Origin of the sequence: Cytobacillus oceanisediminis 2691 (assembly GCF_000294775.2) — a bacterium.
Classification (GTDB): Bacteria; Bacillota; Bacilli; order Bacillales; family Cytobacillaceae; genus Cytobacillus; species Cytobacillus pseudoceanisediminis.
In genome coordinates this window covers 3,059,958-3,080,385 of record NZ_CP015506.1, presented here as the reverse complement: position 1 = coordinate 3,080,385, position 20,428 = coordinate 3,059,958, and the positions used below count along the sequence as shown (strand labels likewise).

Sequence of the window (20,428 nt, the reverse complement as noted above, 5' to 3'; positions counted from 1 at the left end):
AACCGGAAGGATGCTAATTTTTACAGAGCAGGAACTTAAACAGTATGTGCAACTGAATAATGAAGCGATTGCTATTGTGGAAGCAGGATTTACGAAACTTGCAAATGATGAAGCCGTCATGCCGCAGATTATGCGTGTGGACCTGCACGACCAAAACGGGGAAGTGGATGTCAAAACCGCTTATGTAAAAGGGGAAGACATGTTTGCGATTAAAGTATCTTCCGGATTTTTTAATAATTATAAGCTGGGACTTCCAAGCGGAAATGGACTTATGCTCTTGATCAGCACTCAAACAGGCATCCCACAGGCAATCCTGCTGGATAACGGCTATTTGACCGAGGTACGGACAGCCGCAGCGGGAGCGATTGCTGCAAACTACCTTTCCCGCAAAAACATTGAAACAGTAGGCGTGATAGGAGCAGGAAGCCAGGCGAGATACCAGGCAAGGGCACTCAAACTCGTACGGGATTATAAAAGAATCCTGGTCTATTCCAGGTCAGAGGATCGTTCGAGAAAATATGCCGCCGATATGTCCGCCGAATTGGGGGTTGAGGTCCAAGTGGCTGAGAGTGCCGAAGCCTTAGTCCGTAATAGTGATACGGTCATTACGACGACTCCGGCAAAAGAACCGGTGATCAAAGCGGAATGGCTTCATCCCGGACTTCATATTACGGCTATGGGATCAGATGCTGAGCATAAGCAGGAGCTTGAAGCAGAAGTCCTTGCCCGGGCGGATAAGCTTATATGCGATACAAAAGCACAGTGTGCCAGGCTTGGAGAATTGCATCACGCCCTTGACAAAGGAGTATTAACGAATGAATCGCACGTTATCGAACTGGGTCAATTAACTTCGGGAAGGCTAAGAGGGCGGGTAAGTGACGAGGAGATTACGGTTTGTGATTTAACTGGTACAGGAGTCCAGGATACTGTCATTGCCCTGTTTGCTTACAGTGAATTGGTCAAGCGGGAAATCGGCTTGAAGGCTGAGAACGAAAAACTGGTAATAAAAAACTGAGAAGGAGTGATCGTATGGTAAAAGAAAATGTTCAGGCAGGTACAAAAGCAGTATGGGCTGGGGAAAAGGATTATTTGGTGCATGGAGCCACCCAGGTGCCGGTCGTACTCAGTGTGGCATATGGATATGATGATATGGATGAGTGGTATGATGTAGCGATTGGAAAGAAAAAGGGACATATTTATGGAAGAAATACGAATCCAACCGTACAGGCATTTGAAGATAAAGTGAAAATTCTGGAAGGCGCCGAAGCAGCGACAAGCTTTTCAACAGGTATGGCTGCAATCAGCAATACGTTATCAACGTTCTTGGTGCCGGGTGATCGCATTGTATCGATGAAGGACACATATGGCGGAACGAACAAGATTTTTACGGAATTTCTGCCCCGCCAGCAAATCGATGTGGTTCTTTGCGAAACGGGGAATCACGAGCAAATAGAGGCAGAAGTGGCAAAAGGGTGCAAAATTCTTTACCTCGAAACACCGACGAATCCAACCGTCAAGATTACTGATATTGAGCGCATGGCAAAAGCCGGGCACGATGCCGGAGCGATCGTCATTGTGGATAATACTTTTGCAACGCCAATGAATCAGAACCCCATTTCACTGGGTGTGGATCTGGTTATCCACAGTGCTACAAAATTCCTCGGCGGGCATGCTGATGCACTGGGCGGAGTCGTTTGCGGTCCGCATGAACTTGTGGAAAAAATCTATCATTATCGCGAAATCAATGGTGCCACAATGGATCCGATGGCAGCTTACCTGATGATCCGCGGAATGAAAACACTTCACCTTCGTGTCCGCCAGCAATGTAAAAATGCAATGGAGCTTGCAAAGTACCTGCAGACAAAAGATATGGTGGAATCTGTCTATTATCCAGGGATTGAAACACATCCAAACCATCATATTGCCAAAAAACAAATGAAGGATTTTGGTGGGATGCTCAGCTTTGCTGTTAAAGGCGGAGTAGATACAGTCCGTGATTTGCTACCGAAATTGCAATTTGCCAACCGCGCTGCAAACCTCGGAGCTGTTGAAACAACAGTAGGGCCGGCCCGAACAACGAGCCATGTAGAATGTACGCCTGAGGAGCGTGCAGCTGTTGGCATTCCGGAAGGGTTAATCCGTGTCTCCTGCGGAATTGAAGAAATTGAGGACATCATTGCAGACTTTGAACAGGCATTTAGCCATGCAGAAAGTGTTTTGAAGGTAAAGTAGATTACTAGTTCCGATCGAGGTGAGAGATGATGTCAAATAATCATCCAATCGTTGAGCAAGCGAATAATTTGGCAGGCCGTCTGGTGGAATGGCGCCGTCATTTTCATCAGCATCCCGAACTTAGCTTTCAGGAGTTCGGGACCTCCCGTTTTGTTGCGGATGTGTTAAAGGACATAGATGGAATAGAAGTAGAAACAGGAGTTGGGCTTGAAACAGGAGTAGTAGGCACTTTGACCTCGGGAGATGGACCAGTCATTGCACTGAGGGCTGATATGGATGCCTTGCCGATTACGGAGGAAAATAGAACAGGCTATTCGTCCAAGACTGAAGGTGTGATGCATGCTTGCGGCCATGATGCACACACCTCTATTCTCCTCGGGGCTGCCTTCCTCCTCTCGGACCATTTTAAAAAGGGCGAATTGAAAGGGACGGTTAAATTTATTTTCCAGCCAGCAGAGGAGAGTACTGACGCTAACGGACTTTCCGGTTCATCGTATATGGTCCGTGCAGGGGCTTATGACCAGGCTGAAGCTGCCCTTGCCCTCCATGTCTGTCCATGGCTTCCAGTAGGGAAAGTGCAAATCAGTGATGGCTATAGTATGGCGAATGTGGATGTTTTTGAAGTGAAAATCCATGGATCAGGCGGCCATGGAGCTTATCCGGAGCTTGGCACTGATCCTATTTGGATGCTTGGCCCGGTCATGCAGGCACTGTATGGAATTACAGCCAGGAGAGTTTCAGCGCTGGATGCTACCGTTATCAGTATTGGGCAAATCCATGCAGGTACAGCAAGCAACATCATTCCGACTGAGGCAGTTATTCAGGGCACAATTCGGAGCTATACACCGGAAGTCCGTGATTTTTTGGTATCAGAAATAAAGAAAGCGCTTTCTATCGTGGAGCATTTGGGCGGAACCTTTTCATTGAATATACAAAGAGGGGAGCCAGCTTTAAAAAATCATCCTGCTGTCAATGAATGGATAACGGACGCCATTACAAAGACATATCCAGGCATGGGGATTACCAGGCGCCCATTTGGCCTTGGCGGGGAAGACTTCGGCTATGTGACTGAAAAAATACCAGGATCCATGTTTTTCCTAGGATGTGCACCAATAGAGGGGGTCCAGCGTGATCTTCATACACCGATTTTTGATTTGGATGAAGCCTGTTTGCCGATCGGAACAGCCATTTTGGCACAAACGGCGGGCATGTTTTTAAAAAAGAATCCGAAATTACAAATTGACCAAAACTTGGAGGTGGAAATGCTTGGCACATAAATTGGCGTTTATAGGATTTGGGGTTGTTGGCCAGGGATTGGCGGAAATTCTGCGTGATAAGAAAGAAGCACTTAAACAGAACGAAGGATTTGAAGCTGAAATTGTCGCCATTTCCGATTTAATGAAAGGGTCGATCTACCATCCAGGCGGCCTGGATATCAGTACAGTATTGCAAGTATTGCAAGAAACAGGGAGTTTGGAGAATTATCCGGAAAGACCGGGATTAATCAGGGGATGGGACAGCATCAGAACAATCAAGGACACCAATGCAGATACGATTATTGAGGTTTCCTATACAGATGTCAAAACCGGCCAGCCCGCCATAGACCACTGTAAGGCTGCTTTTGAAAAAGGAAAGAATGTAGTGATGACCAATAAAGGCCCTGTTGCCCTCGCTTACCAGGAGCTATCTGAAATGGCGCAAAGGCATGGAGCCTATTGGGGATTCGAGGGGACGGTCATGAGCGGTACACCAGCGTTGCGGATGCCGGCTGCTGCCTTGGCCGGGAATGATATTACGGAAATCCGCGGCATATTGAATGGGACAACCAATTATATTCTGACCCAAATGGAACAGGATGGAGTTTCTTATGAAGCAGCCCTTAAAGAGGCACAAGAGCTCGGCTATGCAGAGGCGGACCCTGCTAGTGATGTAGAGGGATACGATGCAAGATATAAAATTGTTATCCTCTCTAACCATGTTATGAATGCTCCTTTATCAGTAGGGGAAGTGGAATGCAAGGGCATTACAGGCATCACTTTACAGGATATTGAGAAGGCAAAGGCGGAAGGAAAGTCCTGGAAGCTAATTGCGAAAGCCAAAAAGGAAAACGGCAAGGTTATTGCCTCGATAGCACCTGAAAAATTGGATGCTGAAGATCCTTTGGCTTCCATCAGAGGCTCTGTAAACGCCATTACGTATCAATGCGATCTTTTGGGCACAGTCACATTAAGCGGTGCAGGAGCAGGGAAAATAGAGACAGGATTCTCCCTTTTGATTGACTTAATTTCCATTAATCGTGAAAGGCAGCTTATTTCAATCTAAATCGGAAAGGCGGTAATAAGCATGACCACTCAACTAGCCGGACAAAGAATGTTTATCGCAGGCGAATGGACGACAGGCGAAAGATTAATTGAAGTTCGTGATCCGCAGGATAACAGCATCATTGATACTGTACCAGCAGCTTCGAAGGAAGATATGCTTAATTGTATTGAAGAAGCGAAAGAGGGGGCTAAGATTGCTGCTTCCCTTCCTGTCCATCAGCGAATGGCGATTATTAATCGGGCTGCAGACTACATTGAAGCAAATAAAGAAAAATATGCCAAAACGATTGCAAAGGAAGGAAGTAAAACCATTCGGGAAGCTTCAAAGGAAGTGGAAAGAGCCATTCAGACTTTCCGGATCAGTGCAGAAGAAGCAAGAAGGATTCATGGAGAAACCATTCCGTTTGACCAAATGCCCGGGAGTGAAAACCGTCTGGGATACTACCGCCGCTTCCCGATTGGAATTATAGGCGCCATTACACCCTTTAACGATCCATTAAATCTTGTAGCGCATAAGGTGGGTCCCGCCATTGCTTCCGGGAATGCCATTATCGTAAAACCTGCAACAGTGACTCCTCTCAGCGCCCTTTTAATCGCCGAAGCATTTGAACAAGCCGGATTGCCGCCTAAAGTGTTATCGGTCATCACTGGTTATGGAAGCGAAATTGGGGATGTTCTTGTTACCCATCCTGCTGTAAGGATGATTACCTTTACTGGCGGTCTGGACGCCGGGGAACAAATTACACGGAAAGCGGGATTGAAAAAGATAAGTATGGAGCTGGGGTCCAATTCTCCTGTCATTGTGCTGGAAGATGCTGATTTGGAAGAGGCTGTTGAATCAACGGTTTCCGGGGCATTTTGGGCAGCAGGGCAAAATTGCCTCGGTGTCCAAAGAGTGTATATCCAGGATTCCGTTTATGAGGCATTTCAACAGGCATTCGTAGCCAGGACAAATCAATACTGCGTAGGGGATAAGCAATCAGAATTGACGGATATGGGGCCGCTTATTACGGAAAAAGAGGCTGTCCGGGTAGAAAAAATGGTTAATGAAGCGAAACAAAAAGGAGCAGCCATATTAACAGGCGGGAAAAGGAATGGGTCTTTTTATTCGCCTACTGTTCTCGAAAATGTCCCGGAAGATTGCACCATTGCGAAAGAAGAAATTTTTGGTCCGGTTGTACTTTTGTACCAAGTATCTTGTCTTGATGAAGCAATCAGTAAATCGAATGACATAAATTATGGCTTGCAGGCCGGAATATTTACCAAGGATATCGAAAAAGCACATAAAGCCATTGCCAAAATGGATGTAGGCGGAATAATGATCAATGACAGCAGTGATTACCGGATTGATGCGATGCCATTTGGCGGTGTGAAAAATTCAGGGTTAGGCAGGGAAGGAATCAAATTCTCCATTCAGGAGATGACAGAACCGAAAGTAGTCTGCTTTAAATTATCGAGCTATTAGAAGTTTTTTAATTTAATAATACCAGACAGCTGTCAAGCTGCCTGAATATCGTGTGAGGAAGAACGATCCGGCTGCTCCGGAGGGTCTTCCTTTCCTTTTAGATAGCTGAAGTCATAATTTATGTCATTCAACAACATTCCTAAACCTTTGAAATGCAGACAGGCTTTATATTAAAAGCCCTATCAAACTTGCATTGCAGTTTTCCAGCAGGCACACAGGGTCACTGCTTTGATTGAGCCAAATAAAAGAAAAGAAGGATTAATAAGGAGGATTTTATTTTGAAGAAAAACCGGGACCGCGCTTCATATAACAATCCAGTCTTTAAAATCTCAGCCATAATCGTTGGACTTTTTACCATTTGGGGAGCCTTTTCACCTGATAGTCTTGCAAAAAATGCCTCTATCGTTTTTAACTTTACAAGTAAATCATTTGGATGGCTTTATTTACTCAGTGTAGCTCTTTTTGTTTTCTTCTGTTTATACCTTGCTTTTAGTAAATATGGAAACATAAAACTCGGGCGGGATGGAGAAAAAGCCGAATATTCCTTATTTGCCTGGATCAGTATGCTGTTCAGCGCGGGTTTCGGTGTAGGAATTGTCTTTTGGGGTGTAGCAGAACCGCTGTCTCACTTTTCTTCTCCACCGCTTCCTGGAGTAGAGCCGCAATCAGCAGAAGCCGCACGGGTAGCCATGCGATATTCCTTTTTTAACTGGGGCATTCATCAATGGTCAGTCTTTGCCATTGTCGGACTGGCTCTTGCTTACTATCAATACCGTCATAAAAGGAGGGTTCTTGTAGGCGAAGTATTAAGCGCAAATCACCCAGAAAAAAGAAAAAGGCTGAAGTCAGCGGTCAATATACTTGCTGTCATTGCTACGGTAACGGGAATTGCCACCTCGATGGGAATGGGTGTCCTGCAAATTAATGGCGGCTTGAACTATGTCTTCTCAGTTCCAAACAACCCTTGGGTGCAAATCGGCATTGTAGGCATCATGCTCGCCCTTTATCTTGTTTCAGCTACTACCGGTATTGATAAAGGGATTAAGATTTTGAGTAATACAAACATGATTTTGGTCCTTGCTTTAATGGTGTTCTTCCTGTTCAGAGGTCCCACGGTATTCATATTTGAAAGCTTCGTCCTTGCCATCGGCGATTATATCCAGCATTTTATGGAAATGAGCTTCTACTTGACCCCATACACAGGAGAAACGTGGGTTCAGGATTGGACAGTTTTTTATTGGGCATGGGTGATAGCCTGGTCTCCTTTCGTCGGTTCCTTTGTTGCCCGGATTTCAAAGGGGAGAACGATCAGGGAATTTGTAATAGGTGTAATGGTTGTCCCTCCGGCTATTGGGTTTGTATGGATGGCCATTTTCGGAGGAACGGGATTATACATGGATTTATTCCAGGGTACCGCCATATCCGAAGCGGTTTCGCAAGATGTGACAACTGCCATTTTCGTTCTGTTAAAGGAGTTTCCATTATACACATTGTTATCAGTGCTTATGCTGGTCCTAATCGTCATATTCCTCGTAACTTCAGCTGATTCAGCTGTTTTCGTCCTGGGCATGATGACGTCAGATGGGGATTTGAATCCATCCAACATGGTAAAAGTTATCTGGGGTGTATTAATGGCTGGGATCACTGCCGTGTTAATTGCCAGCAGCGGATTAAAAGGGCTGCAAACTGCTTCCTTGGTCTCAGCTCTTCCTTTTACCATCATATTGGGCATTATTAGCATTTCGCTCTATAAATCATTGTCCAGGGAGAGAAAAGAAGCAAAAGGACAAGCCAAGCCGGTTCCCTTGCAGAAAGCCCAGTAAAAACTCTGGATAAATTCAATTTCTAATCGAAGAGTCAGCTAATAACAGAATAAAACCCCAAACAAGAAGGGTTCACATTATTTGGGACATAAACAAGCAGGAAATGGCATATAATGGATTGTAACTAAGGGAACTTAGAACCCCCTTAGTCCTGGTGATGTCAACCAGGAGCGCGACAATAGGTAAATCTTGGTGTGCGGGTGGATCTTTAGATTGTCCACCCTTTTTTATGTATTAATTCTCAAATTTAGTAACAAGTATAATGCCCTGACCATGAATGGAATAACTTTTAAACTTTGTATATATAACTCTAATAATTCAAGAATATATGAAGTTCTAGATAGTCTCGCTATACGAGGAGACATTCTGGTTAGTCATGGAAACACACCTCAATATACTCCTGTACCTGCAAAGGAGCTAATTAAAAACCGACGAAGGGAAGCAGAAGAAAATTTTGAACTGGCAGAAAAATCATTAGCAGAGTTCGAACGTTCTGCAAATGACCGTGAAAATATCTGGAACATCACTGGACGCAATGAAATACTCGATAAGGTAAAAGAATGTATTTTATTTGCAAAAAAAAGAATTCTTTTAGAGGTTTGGAAAGAGGAATTCAAAGAATTGGAGTCTGATCTAAGACAGGCAGCAAGCAGAGGGGTCAACGTAACAATTATTGCTTATGGGGAAATCGCCTCTGATTTTGCTAATGTTTACCTTCATTATATGGGCCATTAAATTGCAGAAGAGTATGGTGGACGATGGATTGTTATTAGTGCAGATGATTCAGAAGTAGTGGCAGGTATTGTCTCGTTGGGGAAAGATAGCCGTGCAGCATGGACAAGGCAAGTAGGTTTAGTAATGCCAATTACAGAAGTCATGATTCATGATTTGTACCTTATGGAAATTATGCAGAAACATAAGGACCATTTAGAGGAAAGTTTTGGAGAAAACCTCGTGAATTTACCCCGAAAATTCTCTATTTACCCAGATTTAAAAAACACTATATAAAATAAATTTGTATTATTGTCTGTTTATACAACATAAGAAAAGTAGCTTTCTTCATAGCAAATAGGCTGTTCTTATTTAACTAAAGGGTTTTCTTATTCGACTAACGGGTGCTTTTCCTGAATAAGGATAAGTGCCCGTTTGTCATATATGAGCAGACTTTACAGTAAATTACATTGTTACTGTGCTAATCATTCAATAAACCGAAGGCTTAATTTCAATCAAAAGTTGCAGTGAACTTCATTCCATTTGTCGATCCCTGAATTTATTTTATTCACTACAATAGAGGAGGAAGCAAGAAGTCTAAATCAAGCTTGTAAAATTACTTTGAATGCTAAGTAAAGGAAGTGTATCCTGTGAAACTAAACCATATCAATCTTACGGTCACCGATGTTAACGCTGCTCGAGAGTTCTTGGAGAAATATTTCCACTTGCAAACCAAGAGCATCAATAGCGATTCATTTGCTGTAATGACTGACGATAACGGATTGCTGCTAGCTTTGATGAAAGATACTCGGGCCAACTACCCCAAGTCCTTTCATATTGGCTTTTTTCAAGAGAGTAATGAACGAGTAAACGAGATCAATCAACGATTGAAGGATGATGGATTTGATGTGAAGCCGCCTAAGATGGCTCATCGATGGACATTCTATGTTAAAGCCCCAGGAGGATTTACTGTGGAGGTACTTAGTTGAGTAAGATATATTCGATACTTGGGTTACCTAATACTGCAAAGAATCAAGAATGCTTATATTCATGTTCAGCTGCCAATCAGGCAGTTTTTTCTTTTTAAACTACCAGTATTGACACTTCCTATCCATTTTCCCCCTCTGTGGTGAAGCGCTGATTTTTGCGCTTCATGGATGGATAAAGGGGCAGGCTTGTGGAACAGTCTTTGCAGGAGAATAAGGGGTTTTAATTGAATAAGTAATAAAGCCTGGAGCTGCTGCCGAGCTCTATGAAGCATAAACCAGTTAAGGTATAAAACCAAAAGAGGATTAACTCTTTTTCTAAAATCACCATTGAGAAACTCAATAATAAGAATGCTTATTCCCTTTATACAAAATAAAAATACAGAGGCCTGCTGAAAATATAGAAGTGCATGAAAGATTATTAGAATTTCTTTTGATTTAAAGACTCTAGCTGTAATGTTCAAGTAAAAGGCTAGATGATTGAACAGCTGCCCATTTCTTAAAATATGATAGAGAATAATAAAATAAGTTTCTGGAGGTCTTATGGATAGAAATAGATATTCAGCAATAGCCCATCAAAGCCACACTTTTTATAATCCGGTGAATTCATCAAAGATAGACAAAGTTATTGAATTACTTGATTTAAAAGATAATGACAAAGTAATTGATATCGGTGCTGGGAAAGGTGAGATTCTTTTTCGGATTATTGAAAGATACAGAGCTAAATGTATTGCTATCGAAAAATATGCTGGTTTCACAGAACAACTTCAGGTAAATGCTGAAAAAAGAGGGGTTTTAAATAATATTGAAATCATTACAAAAGATGCTAAAGCAGCAATGAAGACAATTAATGAACCGTTTGAGGCAGCAATTTGTATTGGTTCAACTCATGCATTAGGAGGGTTACATGAAACTTTGGATACGCTGAGAAAGTGTGTAAAAAAGGGTGGATATGTGCTCATCGGTGAAGGCTACTGGAAGCAGCAGCCAAGTAAAGAATATTTAGAGGCGCTTGGGGGAGCTGAAGAATCCGAATTACTAACCCACTTCGAGAATGTGAAGGCTGGCGAAAACCTTGGCTTAATTCCACTATGGTCTTACACTGCTAACGAAGATGAATGGGATGAATATGAGTGGCTTTATGCTATGTCCATTGAGAATTATTGCTGCGAACATCCTGAAGATCCAGATCGCGATGCGATGCTGCAAAAAATCCGGACTTGGAGATATACATATCTGAAATGGGGCAGAGATACCCTTGGATTTGGGATATATCTTTTTAGGAATATGTAAAATTCAATTTAAGGATGCACTTGTTGAAAATCATAGGTAGAAAATGATCAAACTTTGTTATAATCCAAACTTAAATTTGCTAAAAAGGAATCCATTTGATTCTTCTTTTTTCAAAATGGCTTCTTCTTATTTATCGTAAAAAATGGTTGAGGTTGGTGAACTAAAGGGGTTATGTTGAACGGAAGCTGCTAATCAGGCAGCTTTTTTCTTTTAAAACTAACTGGGCAGTTTAGTAGAAGAAGGATGACATGAACATACAGGAATATTATACTTAGGCTGTATTAAGTTAAGGTGTTTTACCTTTATTAGATTAATACATAAAGAAGATAAAAGATAAAAGATAAAAGATAAAAGATTAAAATTATTAAACTGATGTTGCAGAGGTACTCAATTGTTTCTGAACAAACACCCTCAACATATATCGCATTAAGACCCGATTTTGTTGACGATTTAAACGGCGTGGAAACTTCTGCCTAAACTTCAAAAAGTTATGTTTAATGATTAGGATATTATAGTTTAAAAGGAGATTATAATGGTTTTAAAATATAAATGTTTAATCTTAGACCACGATGATACAGGGGTAAAAAGTACACCAGGTATACACTATCCATCATTTGTAGAGGCTCTTAAATACTTGCGGCCAAGTGATAAACTTATTACTTTTGAAGATTTTGTTAGATACTGTTTCAATCCAGGTTTTTCTTCTTTATGCAAAGACATTATTAAATTCACAGAGAAAGAGCAAAAATATCAGCAAGCAGTATGGAAAAAATATACCGAATCAACTGTACCAGACTTCTATGAACTGTTTGCAGAAACAATTCAGGAATTTAAAAAACAAGGTGGAATTGTGACGGTTGTTTCTCATTCTGAGAGAAGCCGAATTGAAAGAGATTATTCTATTCATTGTGGTTTTGTGCCAGACGCTATCTTTGGATGGGAACTTCCTGAACATCAGAGAAAACCACATCCATATCCAATTAAGGAGATTTTAAAACGCTTTAATCTTCAAGAAACTGAAGCACTAATGTTAGATGACCTAAAACCTGGATTGGAGATGGCGAGAAGTTGTCATGTTGATTTTGCCGCTGCTGGATGGTCTCACAGTATTCCCGAAATCAAGGAACAAATGAAATTAGAATCTAAATATTACTTTGAAACAGTAGAACAATTTTATCAGTTTATTTTGTGTAAATGACAAAACACTTGGGGAAACCCAAGTGCTTTTATGTGCTGATTCACTTGTTAATACTATAAAATTAGTATGAATTAATGTGTTCATTCGATATCAAATTTAAATTTCCTGCTCCAAAACAAAAACAGCTTAATCGACAACAACGCTCTTTATAAAGGGAAGATTGAGCCAATGAACATATAAAAGCACACTTTGTGAAGAAAAGTACTTACAGCAAATGGTGCTTATGTTCAAGACAGCTAACCAAAAAAAGCAGTTTCTTGTTGGCTAAAGGGGCAGGTCAGTTAAATAAGTATTCTTGCACTTTCAAGAAAATAACCACCTGCTTATAAAAGCGGATGGTTATTTAAGATGTTTACTTTGAAATTTTCCATTTTCTCTATACTTCTTCTGAAATCTCTTTTCTATTAGGAGCAAGTGGAGGCTGTTCTAGCCACCTATTTTGTTCCATAAGGTTAAACCACTTTTTTGTAACCATAAGATTTTTTAAAATTGTTCCTTCATAAGCAGTTACAAGGTCTGTTCGCATTGCTGATGCTAATCCTGCCCCATGATAGTTTTGTGCTGCCTGGAACAAGAAACCAATATGATACAGCATTAACTTATCGGAAAATGGTGAATCCGTTGAAGTTGTCACTTCTGTTTCCCAGGATTTCGGAACGGGTAAATTGTCTGTTTGCATTATTTTTGAAAATTTTTTTATTTGTCCATCTGCTGTTTTCTCTGAATCGCTTAAAAACTTCCTTACTTCTTTTGTTTGAGCGACTTGACTGAATGCAATAGAAAGGGTTTTAGCCATAATGCTTTTTTTAAGGTTGAAAGATATACTAATAATTTCTGTTGCTGCTAATTTTCTGCCCTTGCCGAAATATCCATCTGTGAAATCCTGGCTGGAAACAAATTCAGGGTTTTTAGCAGGATAAAACAAAGGGTCTCTCTGAAAATTTCCTTTCTGCAGTAATAACTCAATTGTTTGGTGGTACATATTTTTTGCATCCGTATTGCAGGAATCGTAAAACTCCCTTAAGTCTTTTCTGACAGAAACACCTAATGAAGTGCTGTGGCCCAGTAAACCGTGTAACGTCATGATATGTAAATAATTCAAGCAAAATATATCCGTAAACAATCTCTGTTTACCATTGAAGAGGTCAGAATCATTAAATCCAATTGGAACTGGAAACCCGTCACTCTGTATAAAGGATACAATTTGTTGCTTTTGTTTTCCGAATGTCTTAATAGCATCCTCAAAAATGGCTTTGATTTGCTCATCCTCAATAATTGAGACCATATATCTATTTACAACATCAGTCATTGTACCATTTATAAATTCTCCCCAAAGAGTGCCTATTTCGGAAGCTGTGAGTTTTAAATTATTTTTATCCTCCACGCTATCACCTCTGTCAAATTATTTACCAATTTAGCAAGCAATATGAAATTGAAAATAATAAGAAAACATTCTGAAGAAATTCATTAATAATAACAAAACTTTGAATAAAAGACCTTTTTAGGTCTGGCTAGTAACAGCAGTACATTTGGCAACCTTCAGAGGCCATTTAGGGTCTGGCTTCAGCCTCAGAGAAAACCACGCGTTCTCACGCGTGGTTTTTATTTAAACTGAAGTGCAGGTTAGTTGAATGGTTATAACTAAAAAATCGTAATGATTACTATTTACAAATCGTAATCATTACGATAAAATATTTACAAAGTAAAGGGGGAGTAAAATTGTTGAAAAAATTTGCAGGCTTACTTAGTTTAGTTATTGTCATCTTTACGCTAGCTGCGTGTGGAGGAAAAGCTACAAACAGCAGTGAAAGTGAAAAGGAACCAAAAGAATCTGGCAAAGAGTTAAAGATTTTTACAACTGTATATCCACTTCAGTTTTTTGCTGAACAAATCGCAGAAGACCAAGCTTCTGTGGAGTCTATTCTGCCACCGGGATCAGATTCGCATACATATGAACCAACCACCAAAGATATGATAAAAATATCTGAATCCGATGCTTTTATTTATAATGGGGCAGGTTTAGAATCATATGCAAACAAAATCTCGGAAACTATTCAATCTGATGACGTCAAGATACTTGAAGCATCAAAAGGAATTAACTTGGAAAAGCATGTACATAACCATGAAGGAGAGGATGGCCACGTGAGTGACCACACTCATGAAGAAGAAGGCAGTCATGAGGACGAGCATGCTGGACATAATCATGGGGATCAAGATCCTCACGTTTGGCTGGATCCTATTCGTTCTATTCAGCTTGCAGAGCATATAAAAGATTTATTAGTTGAATTAAAACCTGATCAAGAAGATTTCTTTAACCAAAACTTTGAGGAGTTGAAAGGAAAGCTCGAAAACTTAGACCAAGACTTCCGTGCACAACTTGAAAATTTACCTGAAAATAAAATTATTGTATCTCATGCTGCTTATGGCTATTGGGAGAAAAGCTATGGGATCGAGCAAATCGCAGTATCTGGATTGAGCCCTGCTAACGAGCCCTCACATAAAGAGGTACAAAACATCATTAAGACCGCTGAAAAACATGGATTGAAACATGTATTTTTTGAACAGAATATAACTCCTAAAGTGGCGGACATAGTTAGGAAGGAAATTGATGCAGAGGCTTTACGCATACACAATTTATCGGTTTTAACAGAAGAAGATATAAAGAATAATGAGGACTACTTTACTCTCATGCAGCACAACTTAGAGGAACTAACAAAAGCTTTATCTGAACCTTCATCAGAGGGGGCAGCTCAGACAAATGAACAGGGTGAACACGATCACGGCCATACTCATGCACATGATGAAGAAACAGCAAAAATTTATGAAGGGTATTTTGAAGACAGTCAGGTGAAGGATCGATCCTTATCCGACTGGGAAGGAGACTGGCAGTCTGTATACCCATATCTTCAAGATGGTACTCTTGACGAAGTATTTACTTATAAAGCAGAACATGAGGGTGAGATGACAGCTAAAGAATATAAGGAATATTATAATGAAGGATACCAAACAAATGTTGGACGAATTCAGATTCAGGGGAACAAGGTAACGTTTTTCAAAAATGGAGAAGAATATACTGGTGAGTATATCTATGATGGGTATGAAATTCTAACATATGATGCGGGGAATAGAGGGGTTAGATATGTATTTAAACTAGAAGCAGAAGCTGAAGGTCTTCCTCAATATATTCAGTTTAGTGATCATAGTATCTATCCGACAGAAGCTGCTCACTATCACCTTTATTGGGGTGATGACCGAGAAAAATTGTTGGAGGAAGTTACCCATTGGCCTACTTACTATCCATCAGAAATGGATGGCCATGACATTGCCAATGAAATGATGGAGCATTAAACTAAGAGTGGCAAGGATTATAACTTTAGTTTCCAGGGTGCATATATTCAATAGCTGCTAATCAGGCAGCTATTTTTCTTTTTAAACTAAAGAGGCAGCGCTCCTGTAATAAAGGAATATGGAGTTTGAAAAAGAAAATAATTCCTTGCTAGAATGAGAGAGTCCTGAAGTCGGGAAGCGAAAACTAGAATGAGGTATAAATGTAAAGGTTATGGTGCTGCACTAGGTGTATTGATGGAAGATGAACAAGTGGTAAAGGTATACTCCTAACAATTGGATGGTTATCTTTCATCCTTACCTTTAATTTAATGCCGCCTATGCTATTGTTTTTTCCTATGAGTTGTAATAATAATGCGAGATTACCAGGGGGATAAGCAGGGGCAGCTATGGTTATTTTAGGTAGAATAAGCGGTATCGCTGTGGCTTTTAGGGATGTTCGTCAGTAATTACTTAATGAAGGGTAATTTGTATACACCTCACTAGACTTGTTTTAATTTCAGATAAGCGTCCATCCACACTGGAAGAGTTGAAAGAGAGGAACCGTTCTAATCTTGAAACACTTCATGCGAAACAAGATCGGGATGAAAGTCTGATTCTATAACGAATGATCCGTCTAACTTATGATTTAATACTTCTTTTAGTGTTTCTGTGACACCAGTAATTAGCGATAGATTTACATTTTTATATTTCTTAATATAGCTGGACAATATTTTTGGTAAATGAATTAGGGTTTTAACTTTTCCAATCTCTAATTTTCCAGACGGTTCTTCATTACTTTGAATGGCTTTTCTCAGTTTTGGAGGAAGTTATTCGTGTAATTTCAGAAGATTTAATGATTGAGGACGGTACTGTGTTAACCTCTCTTGCTTTTAGATACAAGCAGGTATTATCATATTGTGATTTTAACCGTTTATTGACCGGGGAGAAATTAGGTGCGGTGATCCATGAGGGATTATCGCACTTTTTTTTGAACTCAGTTCTTTTTTTGAAAACTCCACTAATACTATTGAGGATAAATTTTGAAATTTTTATAAAATATACAAACACTCCATATAAAATTAAAAATTGTCTGTTACTATTTAATCGACAGACAGTCGGTTCATAAAGGCGGTGAAACAATGAGAAAAGAAGCGGAGGAACGCAGGAACGAAATACTTGATGCAGCCGATGAGCTTTTTGGTCAGAAGGGTTTTGATGGAACGAGTACAAATGATATTCTCGAAAAGGTCGGTATTGCGCGTGGTACACTGTATTATCACTTCAAGTCGAAAGAGGATATTATGGACTCGTTGGTTGACCGGTATAGTGTTCGTCTTTTAGGCTCTGCGCAGGAAATTGCTGCAGATGAGAGTATTCCTGTAGTCGAACGTATTATCCGAGTTGTTATATCAATTAATTTAAGTGGCGGAAGCAGCCAGGAAATTATGGAGCATATTCACAAGCCACAGAATGCCCTTATGCATAAGAAAATAGAAAAGGTCATCATCAATGGAGTTACGCCAATACTGACGGGAATAATCCAAGAGGGCATTGAACAGGGCCTATTTAATACTCCGTACCCGTATGAATGTATGGAAATGATTGTTACATATGCTAATACCGTTTTTGATGATGATATGGTAGAGATGACCTATGAGGAGCGTGCATCACGGATACGAGCAATTATATTCAACGGAGAAAGGCTGCTCGGTGCAAAAAGCGGAAGTCTGATGAATATTATGCAAATGTTTGGTAGCGAAAATGCTGTAAATAATGAATAAATTTGGGAATTCGATTTAAAAGCTTAAAAAAAGAGGTGGCTTATGTATTTCAGAATACTCCGCAATGACATTTTAAAGAGCAAAGCAATAACATTTACAACAATGATATTTGTTGCTGCAGCATCCATGCTTGTTTCACTCGCAGTAATACTGGCGGTCAATCTTTCGGGTGCACTGGACACGTTAATGACAAAATCTGAAACTCCACATTTTATGCAAATGCATTCCGGTGATATTGATAGAGCACGACTTAAATCCTTTGCAGAGCAACATAACAATGTCGAAGAGTATCAGGTAGTTGAATTTCTTGGCATGGACGGTGCTCACATTATTTTAGGTGATAACTCGCTAGCAGATAGTGTTCAGGACAACGGCTTCAGCTTACAGAACGAAAAGTTCGATTATCTTCTTGACCTTAACGGCAAAATCATCAACAACGTATCTGACGGCGAGCTTTATGTTCCAGTAACCTTTATGAAAGATAGCACAGTCCAAGTAGGTGAAAAGGCCGTAATCAGCGGGAAGGAATTTACCGTTGCGGGATTTCTCCGTGACTCGACCATGAATTCCTCGCTCTCCGCGTCAAAACGATTTCTTGTAAGCAACAATGATTTTGCGGAAATAAAAGACTTTGGTAGTATCGAATATCTAATTGAATTTAGATTAAAGGATTTCTCCGCGATAGGCGAATTTGAAACAGCCTATGCTTCCGCAGGCCTTGAAGCGAACGGACCAACCGTTACCTATACGCTTTTCAAAACGATGAACGCTATTTCAGACGGGATGATGATTGCAGTTATTCTTCTTGTAAGCGCACTTGTGGTTACAATCGCATTTATGTGCATACGCTTCACGCTCCTTGCGAAAATAGAGGACGACTACCGCGAAATTGGGGTAATGAAGGCAATTGGGATGCGTATTTCCGACATAAAGCGGATTTATCTTGCGAAATACTTAGGCTTAGCGGCGATAGGCAGTATTCTTGGATTTATTCTTTCGGTTATGTTCCAAGGCGTGCTTCTTGAAAATATCCGACTTTTCATAGGTGAAAGTAAAAATTCTTCTTATGCGAATGTCTTAGGAGTTATCGGTATCCTTCTCGTTTTCCTGGCAATTATTGCTTATGTCAATGGTGTGCTGAAACGATTTCGGAAAATATCCGCTGCGGAAGCTTTACGCTTTGGAACTTCTCAGGTAAAGACAAATGACGCTAAGCGTTTTTCCTTAGTTAGAAACAGACTGTTTAGTACGAATGTTTTTCTGGGAATCAAGGATGTTCTAGCAAGAAAAAAACTTTACGCAACAATACTTATTGTCCTGGTGATTTCGGCATTTATCATTATTGTTCCACAGAACCTGCACAGCACAATTTCCTCAAAAAGCTTCATTCAGTATATGGGGATTGGAAACTACGATATGCGTATTCAGGCCAATTCATCTGATAATACCGATGAAATTGAAAAGACGATAGAAAGCGACGACGCTGTTTCCAAGTATGCTGTTTTGACAACAAAGACCTTTAAAGTAAAAGCGAGAAACGGTTTAGAAGAAAATATAAAAGTTGAACTTGGTGACCATTCTGCATTTCCAATAGAGTATTCTGAGGGAAGAGCACCTTCCCGTGATGACGAAATTGCGCTTTCAGCTATAAATGCCGGTGAACTGAGCACAAAGATAGACGAAATTATAACGCTGGTGATTGAAGGGAAGGAGAAAAAGCTCACGGTTACAGGAATATACTCCGACGTTACGAATGGTGGCAAAACTGCAAAGGCTGTATTCACCGACAATTCGGCGAAAGTCATGTGGACCATCCTTTGTGTTGAACTTTTGGATAAATCCCTTGTCGACAGGAAGGTTGCGGAGTATTCAGACCGATTTGATTTTGCAAAGACTTCAGATATAGATAAATTTGTATCTCAGACCCTCGGCTCGACAATAAGATCCGTTGAAATAGCATCTTACGCTGCAGTTACTGTTGCGCTTGTTATTACAGTACTGGTTACTATATTATTCATGAAAATGCTAGTTGCAAAGGACAGACCTTCTATTGCCATTATGAAGGCGCTCGGTTTTACAAACTCGGATATTAGGGCGCAGTATGTTTCTCGTTCAGTTTTCGTTCTAATTGTCGGAATTATTCTCGGTACCCTACTCGCGAATACTCTCGGAGAGTTCCTTGCGGGCGTGCTAATCTCTTCGTTCGGAGCGTCAACGTTTAATTTTACGGTCAATCCTTTTACGGCATATCTGCTAAGTCCGTTGATGATGATATTCATTGCACTTATTGCAACCATGATCGGTACCTCGAGCGCGGGACAAATAAAAATTTCCGAAAATATAAAGGAGTAGGAGGAGTAGACATATGGAGAAGATTATTATTGGTGAGCATATAGTAAAAACTTTCGGTGAGGGCGATGAAGAGCGCACTGTTCTCGATGGAGTATCTATTGAAATAAACGAGGGTGAGTTCGTAGCAGTTATGGGACCTTCGGGCTCTGGAAAATCTACACTACTGTTTGCTTTAAGCGGAATCGATGGTGTTGATGACGGAAAGATCGTTTTTGACGGCAAGGATTTATCGGCATTCGGGGAGACTGAGCTTTCAGATATACGTAGAACAAAAATGGGGTTAATTTTTCAGCAGCCGACCATGCTAAAAAGTCTGAATATTCTCGACAACATTATTCTTCCGTCAATTCGCGGAAACCGAAAAAACATCGCAAAAGTTTCGGAGAAGGCAAGAACGCTTCTTAAAAGGGTAGGCATTGCGGAGCTTGAAACGCGCGATACTACACAGGTTTCGGGAGGTCAGCTTCAGCGTGCGGGTATATGCAGAGCATTGATGAGCAGTCCGAAAATTATCTTCGGCGACGAACCAACAGGTGCCCTTAACTCAAAATCTGCCCATGAAATAATGGACATTTTTTCTGAAATCAATGCGGATGGTACTGCGATTATGCTTGTAACTCACGATGCGAAGGTTGCAGCGCGGACGGAACGTATTCTGTTTATGCTGGACGGAAAAATTGTAAGTGAGTTGAAGCTTCCAAAGCTGAACGGGTCGGATATAGAACGTAGAGTCGAAGAAGTGACGGCGAAAATGTTGGAAGTAGGAATATGATTATTGTTTCACAGTCTGATAGAAATTACTTATTTAAAAACATATCATCGCCATACTTAGAACAAATACTTTTCCTGCTAAACGTTATACAAATGACCCTGGTATCCATTACTTTGATAAAAAAAGTAAAAACTTTATTGGGCTAAAGGGTGCTTTTGTTCAAGAAT

General features: G+C 40.5%; 15 protein-coding genes and 1 pseudogene. 14 read left to right on the top strand and 2 right to left on the bottom strand.

The window, feature by feature from the left end:
• Positions 1-10: 10 nt before the first annotated feature.
• The 10 genes and pseudogenes from A361_RS15540 to A361_RS15485 all read left to right on the top strand — a co-directional run bounded on the left by A361_RS15540 (position 11) and on the right by A361_RS15485 (position 12,029).
• Entirely contained in the window at positions 11-1,015 is a 1,005-nt protein-coding gene (locus A361_RS15540) for a cyclodeaminase (RefSeq protein ID WP_019382096.1), read from the top strand.
• A gap of 14 nt (positions 1,016-1,029) precedes the next feature.
• Positions 1,030-2,232 carry a cystathionine gamma-synthase family protein gene (locus A361_RS15535; protein WP_009334019.1) on the top strand — a complete coding sequence of 401 codons (1,203 nt, stop codon included), beginning with the start codon at positions 1,030-1,032 and terminating at the stop codon, positions 2,230-2,232.
• A gap of 29 nt (positions 2,233-2,261) precedes the next feature.
• Positions 2,262-3,509 carry a M20 metallopeptidase family protein gene (locus A361_RS15530; protein WP_019382095.1) on the top strand — a complete coding sequence of 416 codons (1,248 nt, stop codon included), beginning with the start codon at positions 2,262-2,264 and terminating at the stop codon, positions 3,507-3,509.
• Positions 3,499-4,554, top strand: coding sequence for a homoserine dehydrogenase (locus A361_RS15525; RefSeq protein WP_019382094.1), 1,056 nt, complete (start codon positions 3,499-3,501; stop codon positions 4,552-4,554). Before A361_RS15530 ends, A361_RS15525 begins: the two co-directional genes overlap by 11 nt.
• 21 nt (positions 4,555-4,575) lie before the next feature.
• On the top strand, positions 4,576-6,018 hold the full coding sequence (locus A361_RS15520; protein WP_019382093.1) for an aldehyde dehydrogenase family protein: 1,443 nt from the start codon (positions 4,576-4,578) through the stop codon (positions 6,016-6,018).
• A 278-nt stretch (positions 6,019-6,296) separates the two neighbouring features.
• Positions 6,297-7,841, top strand: coding sequence for a BCCT family transporter (locus A361_RS15515; protein ID WP_009334027.1), 1,545 nt, complete (start codon positions 6,297-6,299; stop codon positions 7,839-7,841).
• Between the two features lie 318 nt (positions 7,842-8,159).
• Positions 8,160-8,854, top strand: a pseudogene (locus A361_RS30720) (TrmB family transcriptional regulator); the annotation flags it as partial.
• A 348-nt stretch (positions 8,855-9,202) separates the two neighbouring features.
• On the top strand, positions 9,203-9,541 hold the full coding sequence (locus tag A361_RS15500) for a VOC family protein (RefSeq protein WP_019382090.1): 339 nt from the start codon (positions 9,203-9,205) through the stop codon (positions 9,539-9,541).
• Between the two features lie 540 nt (positions 9,542-10,081).
• Complete coding sequence (locus tag A361_RS15490) at positions 10,082-10,831, top strand: SAM-dependent methyltransferase (RefSeq protein ID WP_019382088.1); 750 nt, start codon at positions 10,082-10,084, stop codon at positions 10,829-10,831.
• Positions 10,832-11,363: 532 nt separating this feature from the next.
• Positions 11,364-12,029, top strand: coding sequence for an HAD family hydrolase (locus A361_RS15485; protein ID WP_019382087.1), 666 nt, complete (start codon positions 11,364-11,366; stop codon positions 12,027-12,029).
• Positions 12,030-12,405: 376 nt separating this feature from the next.
• Here the strand turns inward: A361_RS15485 and A361_RS15480 are convergent, their stop codons facing one another.
• Positions 12,406-13,413 carry a DUF3231 family protein gene (locus A361_RS15480; protein ID WP_009334031.1) on the bottom strand — a complete coding sequence of 336 codons (1,008 nt, stop codon included), beginning with the start codon at positions 13,411-13,413 and terminating at the stop codon, positions 12,406-12,408.
• A 335-nt stretch (positions 13,414-13,748) separates the two neighbouring features.
• Between A361_RS15480 and A361_RS15475 the strand changes: the two genes are divergently transcribed.
• Complete coding sequence (locus tag A361_RS15475) at positions 13,749-15,377, top strand: metal ABC transporter solute-binding protein, Zn/Mn family (RefSeq protein WP_019382086.1); 1,629 nt, start codon at positions 13,749-13,751, stop codon at positions 15,375-15,377.
• Positions 15,378-15,922: 545 nt separating this feature from the next.
• Here the strand turns inward: A361_RS15475 and A361_RS29435 are convergent.
• A complete protein-coding gene (locus tag A361_RS29435) occupies positions 15,923-16,159 on the bottom strand; it encodes a LysR substrate-binding domain-containing protein (protein WP_420480835.1) in 237 nt (78 codons plus the stop codon).
• A 336-nt stretch (positions 16,160-16,495) separates the two neighbouring features.
• Here A361_RS29435 and A361_RS15470 point away from each other — a divergent pair, with 336 nt between their 5' ends.
• From A361_RS15470 to A361_RS15460, 3 genes are read left to right on the top strand one after another with little or no spacing between them, the layout of a single operon-like run.
• The gene (locus A361_RS15470; protein ID WP_009334034.1) at positions 16,496-17,137 is read left to right on the top strand and encodes a TetR/AcrR family transcriptional regulator; all 642 of its coding nucleotides are present in this window, start codon (positions 16,496-16,498) and stop codon (positions 17,135-17,137) included.
• 42 nt (positions 17,138-17,179) lie between these two features.
• Entirely contained in the window at positions 17,180-19,489 is a 2,310-nt protein-coding gene (locus A361_RS15465; RefSeq protein WP_019382085.1) for an ABC transporter permease, read from the top strand.
• 13 nt (positions 19,490-19,502) lie between these two features.
• Positions 19,503-20,261, top strand: coding sequence for an ABC transporter ATP-binding protein (locus A361_RS15460; RefSeq protein WP_019382084.1), 759 nt, complete (start codon positions 19,503-19,505; stop codon positions 20,259-20,261).
• Positions 20,262-20,428 lie beyond the last annotated feature (167 nt).